At 36.9% G+C, this 15,898-nt stretch carries 17 protein-coding genes; 8 read left to right on the plus strand and 9 right to left on the minus strand.

Translation table 11 applies throughout. From position 1 onward, the window contains the following. Positions 1–60: 60 nt before the first annotated feature. Positions 61–393 carry a YfhH family protein gene (locus IEV74_RS18335; RefSeq protein WP_188456816.1) on the minus strand — a complete coding sequence of 111 codons (333 nt, stop codon included), beginning with the start codon at positions 391–393 and terminating at the stop codon, positions 61–63. A gap of 103 nt (positions 394–496) precedes the next feature. Between IEV74_RS18335 and IEV74_RS18340 the strand changes: the two genes are divergently transcribed. Continuing rightward, the gene (locus IEV74_RS18340; RefSeq protein WP_188456817.1) at positions 497–1,156 is read left to right on the plus strand and encodes an SDR family NAD(P)-dependent oxidoreductase; all 660 of its coding nucleotides are present in this window, start codon (positions 497–499) and stop codon (positions 1,154–1,156) included. Between the two features lie 113 nt (positions 1,157–1,269). Here IEV74_RS18340 and recX read toward each other — a convergent pair whose 3' ends face one another. Further along, positions 1,270–2,082 carry a recombination regulator RecX gene (gene recX / locus IEV74_RS18345; protein WP_188456818.1) on the minus strand — a complete coding sequence of 271 codons (813 nt, stop codon included), beginning with the start codon at positions 2,080–2,082 and terminating at the stop codon, positions 1,270–1,272. Positions 2,083–2,284: 202 nt separating this feature from the next. Between recX and IEV74_RS18350 the strand changes: the two genes are divergently transcribed. The 6 genes from IEV74_RS18350 to IEV74_RS18375 all read left to right on the plus strand — a co-directional run bounded on the left by IEV74_RS18350 (position 2,285) and on the right by IEV74_RS18375 (position 6,341). Continuing rightward, on the plus strand, positions 2,285–3,196 hold the full coding sequence (locus tag IEV74_RS18350) for a TIGR01777 family oxidoreductase (protein ID WP_188456819.1): 912 nt from the start codon (positions 2,285–2,287) through the stop codon (positions 3,194–3,196). Between the two features lie 235 nt (positions 3,197–3,431). Further along, complete coding sequence (locus IEV74_RS18355) at positions 3,432–3,989, plus strand: GNAT family N-acetyltransferase (protein ID WP_188456820.1); 558 nt, start codon at positions 3,432–3,434, stop codon at positions 3,987–3,989. Between the two features lie 61 nt (positions 3,990–4,050). Further along, on the plus strand, positions 4,051–4,185 hold the full coding sequence (locus IEV74_RS18360) for a YfhE family protein (RefSeq protein ID WP_188456821.1): 135 nt from the start codon (positions 4,051–4,053) through the stop codon (positions 4,183–4,185). Positions 4,186–4,452: 267 nt separating this feature from the next. Then, on the plus strand, positions 4,453–4,653 hold the full coding sequence (locus tag IEV74_RS18365) for a PLDc N-terminal domain-containing protein (protein WP_188456822.1): 201 nt from the start codon (positions 4,453–4,455) through the stop codon (positions 4,651–4,653). A 3-nt stretch (positions 4,654–4,656) separates the two neighbouring features. After that, positions 4,657–5,565, plus strand: a complete 909-nt coding sequence (locus IEV74_RS18370; protein WP_188456823.1) for an ABC transporter ATP-binding protein — start codon at positions 4,657–4,659, stop codon at positions 5,563–5,565. Further along, entirely contained in the window at positions 5,565–6,341 is a 777-nt protein-coding gene (locus IEV74_RS18375; RefSeq protein ID WP_188456824.1) for an ABC transporter permease, read from the plus strand. Before IEV74_RS18370 ends, IEV74_RS18375 begins: the two co-directional genes overlap by 1 nt. A gap of 48 nt (positions 6,342–6,389) precedes the next feature. On the opposite strand, the gene IEV74_RS18380 is transcribed toward IEV74_RS18375, so the two are convergent. The 5 genes from IEV74_RS18380 to IEV74_RS18400 all read right to left on the minus strand — a co-directional run bounded on the left by IEV74_RS18380 (position 6,390) and on the right by IEV74_RS18400 (position 11,702). Then, positions 6,390–7,091, minus strand: a complete 702-nt coding sequence (locus IEV74_RS18380) for a hypothetical protein (protein WP_188456825.1) — start codon at positions 7,089–7,091, stop codon at positions 6,390–6,392. 2 nt (positions 7,092–7,093) lie between these two features. Continuing rightward, positions 7,094–7,948 (minus strand): ABC transporter ATP-binding protein, encoded by an 855-nt coding sequence (locus IEV74_RS18385; RefSeq protein ID WP_188456826.1) that lies wholly within the window; start codon positions 7,946–7,948, stop codon positions 7,094–7,096. Beyond that, entirely contained in the window at positions 7,938–8,312 is a 375-nt protein-coding gene (locus IEV74_RS18390) for a GntR family transcriptional regulator (protein WP_188456827.1), read from the minus strand. Before IEV74_RS18390 ends, IEV74_RS18385 begins: the two co-directional genes overlap by 11 nt. Before the next feature lie 227 nt (positions 8,313–8,539). After that, positions 8,540–9,412 carry a ComEC/Rec2 family competence protein gene (locus IEV74_RS18395; RefSeq protein ID WP_188456828.1) on the minus strand — a complete coding sequence of 291 codons (873 nt, stop codon included), beginning with the start codon at positions 9,410–9,412 and terminating at the stop codon, positions 8,540–8,542. 160 nt (positions 9,413–9,572) lie between these two features. Next, positions 9,573–11,702, minus strand: coding sequence for an ATP-dependent Clp protease ATP-binding subunit (locus IEV74_RS18400; RefSeq protein WP_188456829.1), 2,130 nt, complete (start codon positions 11,700–11,702; stop codon positions 9,573–9,575). 245 nt (positions 11,703–11,947) lie between these two features. Between IEV74_RS18400 and IEV74_RS18405 the strand changes: the two genes are divergently transcribed. Then, on the plus strand, positions 11,948–12,988 hold the full coding sequence (locus IEV74_RS18405) for an LCP family protein (protein ID WP_188456830.1): 1,041 nt from the start codon (positions 11,948–11,950) through the stop codon (positions 12,986–12,988). 128 nt (positions 12,989–13,116) lie between these two features. Here IEV74_RS18405 and mbcS read toward each other — a convergent pair whose 3' ends face one another. After that, on the minus strand, positions 13,117–14,691 hold the full coding sequence (gene mbcS, locus IEV74_RS18410) for an acyl-CoA synthetase MbcS (RefSeq protein WP_188456831.1): 1,575 nt from the start codon (positions 14,689–14,691) through the stop codon (positions 13,117–13,119). Between the two features lie 186 nt (positions 14,692–14,877). Further along, positions 14,878–15,672 (minus strand): delta-lactam-biosynthetic de-N-acetylase, encoded by a 795-nt coding sequence (pdaA, locus tag IEV74_RS18415; protein ID WP_188456832.1) that lies wholly within the window; start codon positions 15,670–15,672, stop codon positions 14,878–14,880. Positions 15,673–15,898: the final 226 nt, after the last annotated feature.

Below are 15,898 nucleotides of genomic sequence, written 5' to 3' on the forward strand. Positions count from 1 at the left end.
TATCCCTCGCTTTTTTAGCAGTAACTATATTCATTTGTAATCTTATCCAATCTGGTATCTCTATTTAACCTTATCTCCCAATATCGAAATTGGGATTGCTTCTTCTTTTTCATATGTTTCATCCAATAGATTGATCCGATGACCCCATGCAAAAACTCCATTGATATAATTTATTTTAAATGTATGTCCTGGATCACCAGTCATTTGATGTACATCATCAGCATGAAAATCCTCAGGGTTTAGCATATATGCCATCGCAACCTGCATTTTACGTTCATTGATTGCGACCTCACTAATATTGCCAAGCTGCTCAGCTTTTTGGGCTTTTTCTTTTAATCGGCCAATTTCCTGCCGTAATTGCTCGACAGAATAGTCACTATATCGATAATCCATTTGTTCACTCTCCCCTTACCTTTCATTTTACATTTTATCAATAGTTTAAGACAATGGAAATGATAAGTATCACCAAAACTAGTTTGATAAAAGGGGAATTTTCATGAAAAATGTTGCAATAACTGGTGCAGGAAGCGGTTTGGGGAAAGCTCTTGCCCTTAAGTATGCAAAAAATGGATATAATGTATATTTATTAGGTCGAAACGATACTAAATTGCACATTGTCCAAAAGGAAATTTTTACGAATGGCAAAAAGGCGGAGGTTGTTTTATGCGATGTACGCGAACCAGCCTCTGTCAGTATTGCTTTTCAAAAAATGGGAGAATTGGATGTATTTATAAACAACGCTGGCATTGGTATATTTGGGCCGGCAGAAGATTATTCCATTGAAGATATTGACGAAACTCTTGATACGAATATTAAAGGAACCATTCTAACTGTACAGGCTGCCTTACCATTAATTCGCAAAAATAAAGGACGCATGTTAACCATTATTTCGACAGCAGGACTGCGTGGAAAAGTAAACGAATCAATCTATTGTGCAAGCAAATTCGCTGTCAGAGGGTTTACGGAAAGCCTGCAAAAAGAATGGGAAAACGAATCGTTCTCAATAACCGCTGTATATATGGGGGGAATGAACACACCATTCTGGGACAACTCAACACATGTAAAAGATGCCACCGGTTTAAAAGGACCGGAAATTGTGGCAGAACAAATTTTTAATGAAGATGACGGTCGCAAAGAGATTTATGTTGATAGATAAATCCGTTAAACAGGGTTCATAGTGGCATATAAATTATGCTTGGTATACCGCGTCCTCGTCGGAAATTAAGATAAATAACCCTAAAGGACTTGCCGTTATCTAGGCAGGTCCTTTTATCTGTCAATGTGTTCGTCTAAAAATTTATTGATTAATTCAATAGTGAACCCTTTGCGATACAATACCTCTTTCATTTTATTCCGCAATTCATATCCCTCAAATTTTGCTTGATGCTTCCGTAACAATTTATCTCCTTGGTGTACAAGTGCATCCCACTCTGCATCAGCATCTTTTACATCTTGTACACCATTTAGAACATCTTTAATGACATCCTGGGCAAAACCTTTTTGTATGAGTGTTGCCTGCAATTGCTGAAGCTGTTTGCGGAATGAGTGTTTACTGTTGATCGTTAATTTTTTGTTCACCCATTTTTGTGCCTTTTCAGTTTGGATATCATAGGAATATTGAAGAATAGCTTCTGAAGCAATTGCCGCTGAAACGCCTTTTTCGATAAGCTCCTTTTTAACGAGCATCGGACCTTTGCTTGATGTATGTATTCTTGTCTTTACAAAAGCATCAGCAAACATTTTATCATCCAGTAAGTTCTCTTTCGTAAGACGTTCAATAATTACTGGTATATGTTCTGGCTCGATCTCTTTTTTTACTAAATAATCATTTATTTCTTTCATTGTACGCATTCGGTAGCTTAGAAAATTGATTGCAAGGGTATAGGACTTATGTAATGTATCTTTTTGGATCAGTGTGTTAATCATTGTATTATCCAGTTCCAGACCTTTTCTAAGCTTATTCTCAATTAACACAGCTTCGTCGACACTAAAGCCATATACCTCTTCTTGGCCATTATCCAAAAAGATATTAAAACGATTTTTACTTTTTTTCTGTGTGGTGATACGGGTAATTCTTGTCATGTTTTCACCTCTTTACCTTATGATAACACGGAAAATGCACGGAGCACCTGCAAGAACCGATGATAAATTCAATTTTACAGTTTCCAGCTATCCTGGCGATATTTCTGCCCTCCCGCAACGGGTTTTTCTCGCCAAGCTATTCATATAAACATATAATAAAACCATACTTATATAGAAAGAAAAATTTGGAGGAGTGAACGTTTTGAACATTTTAATTACTGGTGGCACCGGTTTTGTTGGCGGACATTTAACAAAGGAATTAACGAAACAAAACCATCATGTTTACATACTTACACGCTCCCCTGACAAACACACAAACACAAATTTAATAACATTCATAGGTTATGAACACGACATTAACACACTACCTGTTATTGACAAAGTCATCAATCTGGCTGGTGATTCGCTATTTGGCTACTGGTCGAAAAAAAAGAAAGAAACTATTTTGTCCAGCAGAATAGAAACAACACAAACTGTTATTGATTTTATGAAGCAAATGAATTCGAAACCATCCACATTTATTAATGGATCTGCAGTTGGGTATTATGGGACATCTGAGGATTTAATATTTACTGAAGATACGACAAATCCAGGTGATGATTTTTTAGCAAGTGTTGTCGTCAAATGGGAAAAAACAGCTAGCCAAGCTTCGGATATGGGCATCCGTACTGTTTACGCTCGGTTTGGTGTGATTTTGGGTGAAGAAGGTGCACTTCCCTATATGTGCCTTCCCGTAAAACTGTTCGCTGGCGGTAAAATAGGAGACGGTGAACAATGGGTTTCATGGGTGCATATCGAGGATGTTGTTCAGCTTATTTTGTTTTGTTTAAATAATGATTACATCGAAGGGCCGGTGAATATCACCTCTCCAAACCCAAACCGAAACAAAGAATTCACGAAAACATTAGCAAACATATTAAAGCGGCCGTATTGGCTGCCTGCCCCCGCTCCAATTATTCGAACTGTAATTGGTGAAATGAGCCTTTTAATTACAAAAGGGCAATATGTGTTGCCAAAAAAGGCGGAGAGCAATAATTATCAGTTTGTGTATCCCTATTTAGAAGATGCATTACGTCAAATTTATGGGAAAAGGCAACCGAAAAGTTTGTCATAATTTGTATGAAAAAAATGATTTCCTTTTTATAAAAATCTGTGTAAAATAATAGTATCAAAACTGGATTGAAACAGAATTGAATAGGGAAGGCAAATGGTGCGCCACCAGTTATTTAATTGGTTCTAGTGGGTTCGATTCCCACCCCGAATTTTTGTTGAACGCTAACTAAAAATTCGTGGGTGGGTCCGACCTCTTTTCTGTCAATATACCCACCTGAATAAGGAGGGTATTTTTTATGCTGAAAACGCGTGAATTACACGAGGTGCCGGTTCTTTTTGAATTATTGTCACATCCAGATGTATTTCCCTATGTCAGACATAAAGCAAAGACAAGTGATGAATTTTATTTCATTACGAAACAAACGATAGAAGCTGAAGAAAATGGAGAGCTTATATCGAGAACTATTTTAGATGAATATAGTCAACCAATTGGAACCATCAATTTATTTGATATCCAAGGTAATTACGGGTTTTTGGCCACATGGATTGGCCAGCCTTATTTCGGAAAAGGATATAACAAGCTAGCTAAAGAGTTATTTTTCCAGGAATTGTTTTTCACGTATCAAATAGAAGCTGTGTTTATGAAGGTACGTAAAACAAATACACGTTCATTGAAAGCAGTACTAAAATTACCATACGTGGCATTAGGCAACACCATTTATCCAAATGTTTATAATGCCGTAAATCAGCAAGGTGACATTTACGATCTCTTTGTCATTTCAAAGGAGCATTATGTGTCTTATCATCAATTTGCTCAGGCTGAAGCGGCAGCAAGTGATGAAGAGGTTTCATAAGGAAACTGTATATTTTTTGTAAAACTGGGAAGGCTACAGCTAAAATGAGGAGGCCTTTCTTATGAAGAAAAATCCGAAAAACGACCGTAAGCCAGAGAAGTTTCTATCAAAAACACAGGAAGTTTACTATCAGCGGGAATTCAAGCATGCGGATAGAATTTATAACGAATTAAGCCAAAAAGGAAACCGACGTTAATGTTCGGTTTCCTTTTTTTATCCACAATTGAAACAATGGTTGTTAATAAGCATGAAAAAAGCTGGTAGCGCAACACCAATTATGCACAACCTATATGTGAATAACTCCTGCCGACTTTGTGGATATTGTGGATTATTGCCAAAAACATTGTGAACAAGTCCCTTTTTTTGTGCATAACTATGTGGATACATATTTATCATAAATTCGAACCTATTTGCAATCTGGATCGTATATAGACTATACAAAATAATGATTGGAGTGAATAGGATGCAGGAGCTTTTCAATGAAATTAATTGGGCAGTCATAGCACCGTTTTTAGTCATTCAAGCAATTTTACTTCTTGTTGCACTGATTGATTTATTTAGAATTGATAAAACAAATGGTCCAAAATGGATGTGGATATTCATTATCGTCATAGTGAATATTATCGGCCCTATTTTGTACTTCATTTTTGGAAGGAGACAGTGATTAATGACGTTACTAACAGTTGAAAACCTATCAAAAAGTTATGATGGCAAACCCGCTGTTAAACAAGTCAGCTTTCAATTTCAGCCGCAAAAATGTGTTGCGCTTATTGGGCCTAACGGTGCAGGAAAAACAACAATATTACGTACGCTGTCAGGACTATTAAAGCCCACTTCCGGTATTGTCACGTTCAATAACATGAATGCGAACGATGATTTACGAAAACATATTGGTTATTTACCACAATATCCAGTCTTCTACCCTTGGATGACTGGAAGTGAATTTTTAGTGTACGTAGGAAAGCTTGCCCATTTATCAAAAGAAGAAGCAATGGCACGATCGGAAGAACTGCTTTCCTTAGTAGGACTTACTGAAGCAAAAAACAGGCGTATTGGGAAATATTCGGGAGGTATGAAACAGCGGCTTGGCATTGCACAAGCAATCATTCACCGACCAAGACTATTGATGCTGGATGAGCCGGTATCATCGTTGGATCCAATTGGCAGAAGAGAAGTTCTAACGTTAATGGAAGAATTAAAAAAAGAAATGACAATTCTTTTTTCGACTCACATTTTAAGTGATGCAGATGAAGTAAGTGATGAGCTACTGCTATTGCATCAAGGGAAAATTGTGGAGAAAGGATCCATGGATGAACTAAGGAAAAAGTATCAAACTGCTAAAATAGAACTCTCGTTTCAGGATGAGTCTGCAACCTATCAGTCTAAGATTAACAGTCTTCCATCCGTTGTTAAATGCCATATGGAACGCCACACCTTACATGTTGCTGCAAATGATATTGCTGCTGCACGCAAAGAAATTCTTATGGCTGCTTCAGCTGATAACTGGCCATTAACATCCTTCACGATCAATCGTACGTCTCTAGAGGACATGTTTATGAAGGTGGTGGGAAATTAATGCAATGGATAACACTGTTTCAAAAGGAATTACTGGAGAATTGGCGGAATTATAAGTGGATCTGGGTACCATTGGCTATTGTTTTAATCGCAAGCATGGATCCAATTACAAGCTACTATTTACCACAAATCATGGAAGCAGTCGGCGGTATGCCTGAAGGGGCTAGCTTTGAATTACCTGACTTTCAACCTAGTGATGTCGTTATGATGAGTATTAGTCAGATTAGCAGCTTAGGTGTTTTGATTATTGTTTTAATGTCTATGGGAACAATTGCAGGTGAGCGAAAAAGTGGTGTATCGGAGCTCATCCTGGTAAAACCTGTTTCATATAATAATTATATTACTGCAAAATGGGCTGGACTCCTTGTATTGGTTTGGGCTTCCCTTTTCCTTGGAATGCTTTCAAGCTGGTATTACGTTAACATTTTGTTTGGTGTTCTATCTTTCATCTCCATACTGAAGGTTGTCTTCTTTTATGGGCTTTGGTTATCCTTGGTAGCTACTGTATCGATTTTCTACAATACATTGTTTAAAACACCAGGGCTTGTGGCTTTTTTAAGTATAGCAACAATTATGCTTTCATCACTGATAACAAAAATATTCGGTCAAAGGTTTGAATGGAGTCCCAATAATATTTCAATTTACATTAAAGAAATGCTTGTCACGGGCAGTGTTTCAGCTGACCTTTTGGCAACAGCACTCATTACAATTGGAATTATTGCTGTCCTTTTAATTGGCTCTATTTTTACCTATAAAACAAAAGAATTGGCAAACTAAAAAAAGCATTGGCTTCATTACTGAGGCTAATGCTTTTTTTGGATCCAATTATTTTGTACTCACAATCGTTATTCTTCGCAGCAAAAACCAGGAAATTCCATATAAAACAATTCCTATTAATAATAGTTGATAAAAAAGAGTCATATCTAATGAATGATAAATATCGATGAAAAAGTCGGCAGCCCAGCCTTTAGCTATACAGGCAAGCAGTATAATGACAAGTATGCCAACAACACTACCTCCGCCCAACAATCCATATTTATAAAACAGCAATCCAATTACGAACATTACTGATAATAGGAAAAACATAATCGCTGTATCGATGATTACCCGATTCATAAATGTATCTGATAACAACATGGATGGATGGACCAAAACGTACGATTCTATACTAAATACCGATGTTATCCTTTCAATTACCATGTGTACAATACTTATTAGCACAGACTCCGCTATTCCTAGGCCAAGGAAGAAAATGCCCATTGCCATGTACAAATTCTTTCTAGTTGCTCCCATTTTTATCGAAAACGGGATTCCCTCTTTCACTATTACAAAACCCAAAATTGCACAATAAACATATAGCGCTGATGATGGACTAAAATACATTGCACCATCCTCTACATTAACAAGCAAATAACCGACAATCAGCGTAAGACACATTGTAATTAATAATATTGACCAAAAAATGATAAAGCCCCGCTTCAAATCTGTCAGATAAAAATAGAGTAACCCATATAATTGTCTGCTCATTTTTAAGCCCCCTTGTTTTCCGTTAAATAAATCATCAGCTCCTGAATTGGTACCCCTTCAACATTTAATCCTGCTGACTTTGCTTGTTCCATATCCCCGTAAACATATGCTGTCATCATGCCAGCTAGCTGCTTTTTACCAATGATGTCTTTATCCTTAATGAAATCCTCCACTTCCTGAACAGTTCCGGAAACAGAGCATGTTTTATTACGTAATACCTCAGCTTCTTCTTTGAGTACAAGTTTTCCATCTTGAATAATAAGTACTTCTTCAAACAGTAAGCTTACTTCATCAATCAGATGGGTTGAAAATATGATAGTTCGCTTCTCCAATTCGTATTCCTCTAACAGAATTTCATAAAATTTCTTTCGAGCAGCGGCATCCAGACCGATATACGGTTCATCAAAAATAGTGATTGGTGCTTTGCTGGCTAATCCAACAATTATTCCAAGTGCCGATTCCATTCCCTTTGATAAGGTTTTCACTTTAGCATTTGGGCTTAAATTATATTCTTTTACTAACTCATCAGCCAATGCATTGTCCCAATTTGGGTAAAATATCGAATAGATACGAAGGACGTTCTTCACCTTTAAATCCTTTTTGAAATTATTTCCCTCTTTTATTAAGCAAATGGATTCCGTTATCCGCCCATTGTCAAATGGATTTTCATCATCAATCGTTATTTCACCACTTGACCCAATTATGTGACCTGAGAGGATTTCCATGAATGTTGTTTTACCAGCACCATTTCGCCCGAGCAGACCATAAATTTTTGGTTCATCTAATGAAAATGAAATATTGTCCAGCGCTAATTTATCTTTATACCTCTTGGTGAGATTCTTGACATCAATTCTCATTGATATTCCCCTCCTTAATCATATCTACTAATTCCTCGTTACTGACATGAAGCTTCCTTGCCTCATTTTTTAATGGTTGGATGAAATTTTCATAAAATGTCTGTTTTCTTTTTTCAATTAAAATATCCTTAGCATTTTCTGTGACAAACATTCCAACACCTCTTTTTTTAAATAAAATGCTTTCATTAACCAACTCATTAATTCCCTTAGCTGCTGTTGCGGGATTTATTTTGTAATAGCTTGCGAATTCATTCGTTGAAGGAACTCGTTCACCAGGTTTAATGGTTTCATTGATGACAGAATCCTCAAGCTGTTCTTTTATTTGCAGGAAAATAGGGCGATTATCATCCAGTTTGTCTTTCATACGTCACCACCTAGGTTAATTGGTTAGTTAGTTGTGTAACTAACTATATAACCAATTAATACAAATGTCAAGGTATTTTTCTGAAAAATATAAAAAGCTCTGCACAAATATGATGTGCAAAGCTTTTTATTATATTTCTCTCGCTCATTTCTATTAATATCACGACCTATTGCCGCTATCCTCTAAGAAAATTCGAACAGAACATTTCTGTGAAAAAACCTCTGCTATCATCCAATCTTTTCTATCAACCCGTCCATTGGGTCCTTTTCCGTTATTACAAAATAACCCTTTCCATCAGTTGTAATTGTAATATTACCGAATACAGCTGTTGAGTATATGTGTGCGTTGACTTTTTGAAGGTTATGAATTACGCGATCGACTGGGTGACCATATTTATTCGTTTTGCTATACGTCAATATAGCTATCTGTGGTTTTATTAAATCAACAAATGGCAATGATGTACTTGTTTTGGAGCCGTGGTGGCCAACCTTTAAAATTTCTGATTGGATTTCGTTTGTTTTAATTAATCGCTTTTCCTGTTTTCGTTCAGAATCACCCATAAGTAAAAAATCAATTTCTCCATAGCTTAACTTTAGAACGATGGATGACTGATTGTTATTCTTTTTTCCATTGTGTGTATTTAGAATTCGTATTTTCACTAGTGGGTCAAGATCAATAATGTCATCCCGCTTGGCAACATCAACGTGAATATCATTTTTAATAATTTGGTCGATATATTTTGCGAATGTGTTAGTTGTATGCAGCTTACCTGAATCAATAATCCTATCCACATCTATTGATTTCATTACAGCAACGAGTCCACCTATATGGTCTATATCTGGATGGGTCGCAATCAGCAGGTCAATATTTTTTACATGATGCTTTTTAAGGAATTCTACAACAAGTTTTCCTGATTTGGGCGGCCCTCCATCAATAAGTATTGTTTTATCGTTCGGTGTTTCGATTAATATGCTGTCACCTTGCCCAACATCGATGAAGTGAACCTTCATGCTTTCATCGGTTTCACTATAACTATAATTTGCGGGGTATATGATTAATATTAAAAGAGCTATACTAATTGTCCATTTTAAATTTCGCATTTAAAACATCCTTTCCTAACGATTAGTTTTTCATTTATTTCGTTTAATTATTATCAAATAATTGTTTTTTAAGATTGCATTTCCCGTAAAATCCAACGTAAGTAGCGTGCGACAACAAAAAAATGCTGGTACCAATTAGGTACCAGCATTTTCGTATTATTTACGCTTGTTCAACTTTGATTTCATCAGCTGCAACGTTGACATGAACTGCTTTTATGTCGTCATTTTCCAACAGTAAATCAGTTAGTTGATCTTCAATTTTATCTTGGATAACACGACGTAATGGTCTTGCACCAAAACGCGGATCATATCCGAGTTTAACCAGTTGTTTTTTTGCTGGATCTGTAATAGTGATTGCTAATTTATTTTCCTCCATGCTTTGTGTTAAATCTGCAAGCATTAAGTCAACAATTTCAAGTAAATTTTCTTCAGTCAACTCATTGAATGAAATAATCGAATCAAAACGGTTCAAAAATTCTTGTTTAAAATAGGAGCTTAAATTTTCTAAGATTGACACAGATTCATGCTCGGTGCGGTTGAAGCCGACATTGATTTGCTTTACACCTGTCCCAGCATTGCTGGTCATAATAATAACCGTTTCTTTAAAGCTTACTGTTCTGCCATGTGAATCAGTTAAATGACCGTCTTCCATAATTTGCAGGAACATATTTTGTACGTCTGGATGTGCTTTTTCAATTTCATCCAATAATATGATGGAATATGGGTTGCGACGTACACGTTCGGTTAATTGTCCCGCTTCTTCATGTCCAACATAACCTGGAGGTGAACCGATAATTTTAGACACAGCGTGTTTTTCCATATATTCACTCATGTCTAATCGGATCAATGCATCACGTGAACCGAATAGCTCCTCCGCCAGTGCCTTCGTTAATTCCGTTTTACCAACACCGGTTGGACCAACAAATAAGAATGAACCTATTGGACGGTATTTTGATTTTAATCCTGCACGGCTGCGGCGAATTGCTTTTGCAACCTTATCAACTGCCTGATCTTGTCCAATTACTTTTTTAGAAAGGTTTGCAGCAATATTTTTCATTTTTTCCTGTTCGTCTTTTTGTAGTTTTGTTACAGGAATGCCTGTTTTTTCTTCAATGATTAATTGAATATCTTCAAGACCTACATCAATTACCTGTAACTCGTCCTTTGCCTTTTCCAATTGCTTTTGCAGTTGTATTTCCTGATAACGAAGATGTGCTGCACGTTCATAATCTTCTTGATCTGCAGCTTGTTCTTTTTCCTGAATGATTTCCTGCAGACGCTGTTCAATTGAATCAGAGTCTTTTTCTGCATTCGCAAGATTAAGGCGAGAACCTACCTCATCCATCAAATCAATTGCTTTGTCTGGCAGGAAGCGATCTTGTATATAACGCTGTGACAATGTAACAAATGAACGAATTACATCGTCTGAATAGCGTACTTCGTGGAATTTTTCATAACGATCTTTTATTCCATTTAAAATCTGTACTGCATCCTCTACTGATGGTTCCTTAACGATTATTGGCTGAAAACGACGTTCGAGTGCAGCATCTTTTTCAATTTTGCGATATTCTTTTAACGTTGTTGCACCGATTAATTGTAATTCACCACGTGCTAGCGCAGGTTTTAAAATGTTTCCGGCATCCATTTGTGAGCTTTCTGCTGTACCGGCACCTACTAACAAGTGAATTTCATCAACAAATAGGATAACGTTTTTACGAGATTGCAATTCCTGTACCAACTGCTTCATTCGTTCTTCAAATTGGCCTCTAATGCCTGTGTTCGCAACTAATGATGCAACATCAAGCAAATAAATCTCCTTGTTCATTAGTTTCGCAGGTACGTTACCTTCAGCAATTTTAACTGCTAATCCTTCTGCAATAGCTGTTTTACCAACACCAGGTTCACCGATTAATACCGGATTATTCTTATTGCGTCTATTTAACGTTTCTATTACTCGTTTAACCTCGTTATCACGCCCAATAACAGGATCTACCAGTCCAGCACGAGCAGCATGTGATACGTTCTTACCTAGCTGGTCAAGCAGTCCATTCCCTTGATTACCTTGTTTTTCACGAGTTTTTGTTCCCATTTGACTAGATCCATTTCCTTGAAAAAAGCTTTGAGAAAATGCATCTTGTTCGTTTGGATTAAATCCAGAGCCTTGATTCATTAAATTTCCTCTTATTTCCTGAAAGCAATCATTACATACATGCATTTGCATTTTTTGATTATTGATTTGCATAGATACGTTTATCGTTGCAGGCTGAATTCCACATTGCTGACAATTCATATGTGATTCCTCCTTAAATTTTAGAAGTAAAAGATCAATTTTTGACTTTGACTAACTTTGACCTTATGACTTTATTATACTCTGACCTTTTTTGACTTTCAAGTGGTTTGGTTAAATTTTTTTTGATTTATTTGCCTATAGCGACAGAGATGCTTCCATCCTATTGTTAACATTATTATTTTCACATATAATAAGGAACGAAACATGCAGAATCTAGATTTTCGATTTGAATTGAGGTATTAACTTTGACTAATTCACGAACTGAACGCAGAAAACGAACTAAATCCAAATGGAAAAAGCGAATCATTTACACCTTCCTTTTCTTACTTATTATCATTATTGGTATTGGAGGATATTTGGCTTTCCACACATATAAAGCTGCAAAAGAATCATATGAAGGAATTGGCCGGCCTGGTGAGAAATCAAAACTGCGAAATGAAGCAGTTACAATTGGCGAAGATCCCATTTCCATTTTATTAATGGGTATAGAAAATTACTCGACCAACGGAAAAAATGGCCGGGCAGATACCCAAATTGTTGTGACCTTAAATCCGCAAACAAATAAAATGACCATGACTTCTGTTCCAAGGGATACAAGAATCATGCTGCCTGAAGAAGGTGCGGGACAATATGCTGGATATCATAAAATAAATGCAGCTTACACGTTTGGATCAATAACAGGATATGGCGGAAAAAAACTCACTATCGAAATGGTTGAGGAGCTTCTGGATATACCTATTGATGAATACATTGCCGTAGACTTCGAAGGGTTTCGTGATATTGTAGATGCTCTTGGTGGTGTCACAGTTGATATTAAAGAAGGCTTTTGGGAAAAGAATATTTATAACAATGACAAAAGAATTTACTTTGAAGAAGGTCCTAGAAAGTTAAATGGGGAAGAAGCATTGGCGTTTGTTCGGATGCGAAAGCGCGATGTTAATACAATTTATCCTCGAGATGAAAGACAGCGGCAATTTATCCAAGCAGCCATTAGTGAAGCAATCTCTGTTGGTACCATATTTAAGGTAGGAGAAATATCTGACATTTTAGGCAAAAACGTTGAAACCAGCTTAAAACCATCAGAAATTTATGCATTACAACAAGCATATTCATCTATTGACGCTTCCAAAATTAAAACATTAGAAATTGAAGGCTCCAATCAAATGATAAATGGAAAATCATTTTTTATTCCAACTGATGAAGGTCTATCCGATATTTCCGACAAACTAAGGCAGCAGTTAGACCTATCAGATGAGGAAATAAATTCTTCAAACGAAAATGGATAATCCTATCAATAATTTTGCAAAACTAATCCCGAATGCAGTTTAAAAGCATTCGGGATCTTTAATTTGGCTGTTCCCATTTTTATTGATAAAAACAATCTATATTTCCGTAAATTCCAATAAAGAGAATCTTACTTGTTCACTTTTTCCTTCTGCCTTAATTCCACACGTCTAATTTTACCTGATGTTGTTTTAGGCAATTCATCAATAAACTCGATTTGCCTTGGATATTTATATGGAGCAGTCAGCTCTTTCACATGGTCCTGCAATTCCTGAACAAGACCCGGATTGCTGTTGACACCCTCTTTAAGCACAATGAAGGCTTTAACAATATTGCCACGGACTTCATCGGGACTCGCAACAACAGCACATTCTTGTACAGATGGATGCTTGACCAGGGCATCTTCAACTTCAAATGGACCAATTGTGTAGCCCGAGCTTATAATAATATCGTCACTGCGACCTTCAAACCAGAAATAGCCATCCTCGTCTTTTGATGCTTGATCACCTGTTACATAATAGTTTCCCCGTTGAGCTATTTTTGTCCGTTCAGGATCTTTATAATATTCGCGGAATAATGCAGGACAATCCAAGCGAACGGCAATGTCCCCAACCACACCAGTACCAAGCGGCTCCCCATTCTCGTCAATAACTTCTACATCGTTTCCTGGTGTTGGTTTGCCCATTGACCCAGGCTTTACCTCCATATCCTTCATTATACCCAGCAGCAATGTGTTTTCCGTTTGACCATAACCATCACGAACCGTCACATTAAAGTACCTTTGAAACGTATCAATGACTTCACGATTTAATGGTTCTCCTGCTGATACTGCACTATGCAATGCTGGTAATTGATAGTCTGTTAAATTGTCTACTTTAGCCATGATTCGGTATTCTGTTGGCGTGCAGCATAATACATTAATATCCTTATCCTGCAATAAACTTAAATACGTTTTCGCATCAAATTTACCATTATATACAAAGCCCGTTGCCCCAGAACCCAAAACAGATAAAAACGGACTCCAAATCCATTTTTGCCAGCCTGGACCCGCAGTCGCCCAAACAGTATCACCGTCATTGATACATAACCAATTGGCAGAGGCTGTTTTCAAATGGGCATAGCCCCATCCATGTGTATGTACAACCCCTTTTGGATTTCCTGTTGTACCAGATGTATATGGAAGAAATGCAATATCATCACGTGTTGTGTTGGCCATTTCCAGCTGATCGGATGCCTCGTCCTTTAATCTGTCCAGGAAATCCCATTCTTCAGCCGGTTCTCCTACAACAAAGCGTTTTAACTGGTCGTATTCATTTATATTCTTATATTGATCAACAAACGGAAAATAGCTAACAACCGCACTAACTTCCCCATGGCTGATTCGATACTGTAAATCCTTGGTTTTTAGCATTTCTGAACTTGGAATTATAATAATACCTGTTTTTAATGCAGCTAAATATACTTCATAAGCTGCAATAAGTCTTGGAATCATAACAAGTATCTTATCCCCCTTTTTCAATCCCTTCTCTAAGAAAGCGTTTCCAATACGATTTACATTTTTCATTAATTGGGTGTACGTAATTACGTCATTATTCCCAGCATCATCCTGCCAAACTAGTGCATTTCGTGTTTCGTCTTTTGCGTATCGCTCCATTTCCATAACAATATTGTAATTTTCCGGAGCTACTAGATCTTCTCTATTCATTGCATCAACTCCAATACTTGTATTACTACTAGTATAGCAAACGTTGTGAAAATTTTAAATAAACAATAGAATTTGAATGTCAGCAAATGCTTGATACTATTGTAAAAGAAAATCCATGCGACTATTTGCATAGAATCCATAATAAAAAGGAGCGAGACTAGTCTAATGGCTAGTCTCACCCTATTTTCAATATCCGTATACAGCTTCCGGAAGCATGTTTTTCATTACCAAATCATCCAAGCTTTTAAAACTATATCCTTGTTTTTTTAATTCTGTTACTAATTTAGATAACGACTCTGCATTGTCAGAGGAAACAGTGTGCAGCAGCACAATAGCTCCTGGATGCACTTGATTCATTATCTGATCATAGGCATATTTCCATCCCTTTTGATCATTCGTGTTCCAGTCAGCAAATGCCAGCGACCAAAACACATGAATATATCCCAAGTCATTTGCCCACTCCAGGGTTTTTTCGTTAAACACCCCTTTTGGCGGGCGCATGTATTTTAATTCATCCTGATCGGAAATTGCAGCAACTGCCTCCTCTAGTTCCTCTAGCTCCTTGCGCATTCCTTCTTTCGTTAATATCGTCATATCTGGGTGATGATACGAATGATTTCCTATAATATGTCCTTCGTCTACCATTCGTTTTATTAAGTCTGGTTTACTCTTTACATAATGACCTGTAACAAAAAAGGTCGCAGGAACATTTTCTTCTTTCAACACGTCTAAGATGTCATCTGTATAGCCTTGTTCGTATCCATTATCAAATGTTAAATAGATAACTTTATCTCCTGAATGATCCGCGTAATACGCTCCATAATCGTCCAAGATTTTTTGGTATTTTCCTACGTCTGGAATTTTATGATCTGTGTTTTTCTTGTAACCCCATCCGTAAGAAGCAGAGGCATGTGATCCCATTAGAAAAAAGATAAGGAGAAACGCTGTCATAATTGGTACAATTAGCGGTACATTTCGCATAATAACCCACCCTGTTTTTTCCCTTACCTTTCACTTTAATGCGGTTTTTTATTCATACTAGAAAAGCTGTTTTTGAAAGCTGGTGCGTTTGAAACAAAAGACGTAAAATGCCACGTAAATTTTGCATTTTACGTTGCTCTTTTACCCCGCAGCCCGTATTGCACTGGCCCCCAATTGTTGGACACTCAACTGACAAATGGGGGTGCTTTGATGAACAAATTTACAT

The organism is Virgibacillus oceani (genome assembly GCF_014638995.1).
In the GTDB taxonomy this organism is placed as follows: Bacteria; Bacillota; Bacilli; order Bacillales; family Amphibacillaceae; genus Virgibacillus_E; species Virgibacillus_E oceani.

Bases quoted from the DNA above. Each gene is read 5' to 3' on its own strand.
- IEV74_RS18335 (WP_188456816.1), bottom strand. From the start codon at position 393: ATGGATTATCGATATAGTGACTATTCTGTCGAGCAATTACGGCAGGAA.
- IEV74_RS18340 (WP_188456817.1), top strand. From the start codon at position 497: ATGAAAAATGTTGCAATAACTGGTGCAGGAAGCGGTTTGGGGAAAGCT.
- recX (WP_188456818.1), bottom strand. From the start codon at position 2,082: ATGACAAGAATTACCCGTATCACCACACAGAAAAAAAGTAAAAATCGT.
- IEV74_RS18355 (WP_188456820.1), top strand. From the start codon at position 3,432: ATGCTGAAAACGCGTGAATTACACGAGGTGCCGGTTCTTTTTGAATTA.
- IEV74_RS18360 (WP_188456821.1), top strand. From the start codon at position 4,051: ATGAAGAAAAATCCGAAAAACGACCGTAAGCCAGAGAAGTTTCTATCA.
- IEV74_RS18365 (WP_188456822.1), top strand. From the start codon at position 4,453: ATGCAGGAGCTTTTCAATGAAATTAATTGGGCAGTCATAGCACCGTTT.
- IEV74_RS18370 (WP_188456823.1), top strand. From the start codon at position 4,657: ATGACGTTACTAACAGTTGAAAACCTATCAAAAAGTTATGATGGCAAA.
- IEV74_RS18375 (WP_188456824.1), top strand. From the start codon at position 5,565: ATGCAATGGATAACACTGTTTCAAAAGGAATTACTGGAGAATTGGCGG.
- IEV74_RS18380 (WP_188456825.1), bottom strand. From the start codon at position 7,091: ATGAGCAGACAATTATATGGGTTACTCTATTTTTATCTGACAGATTTG.
- IEV74_RS18385 (WP_188456826.1), bottom strand. From the start codon at position 7,948: ATGAGAATTGATGTCAAGAATCTCACCAAGAGGTATAAAGATAAATTA.
- IEV74_RS18390 (WP_188456827.1), bottom strand. From the start codon at position 8,312: ATGAAAGACAAACTGGATGATAATCGCCCTATTTTCCTGCAAATAAAA.
- IEV74_RS18395 (WP_188456828.1), bottom strand. From the start codon at position 9,412: ATGCGAAATTTAAAATGGACAATTAGTATAGCTCTTTTAATATTAATC.
- IEV74_RS18400 (WP_188456829.1), bottom strand. From the start codon at position 11,702: ATGAATTGTCAGCAATGTGGAATTCAGCCTGCAACGATAAACGTATCT.
- mbcS (WP_188456831.1), bottom strand. From the start codon at position 14,691: ATGAATAGAGAAGATCTAGTAGCTCCGGAAAATTACAATATTGTTATG.
- pdaA (WP_188456832.1), bottom strand. From the start codon at position 15,672: ATGCGAAATGTACCGCTAATTGTACCAATTATGACAGCGTTTCTCCTT.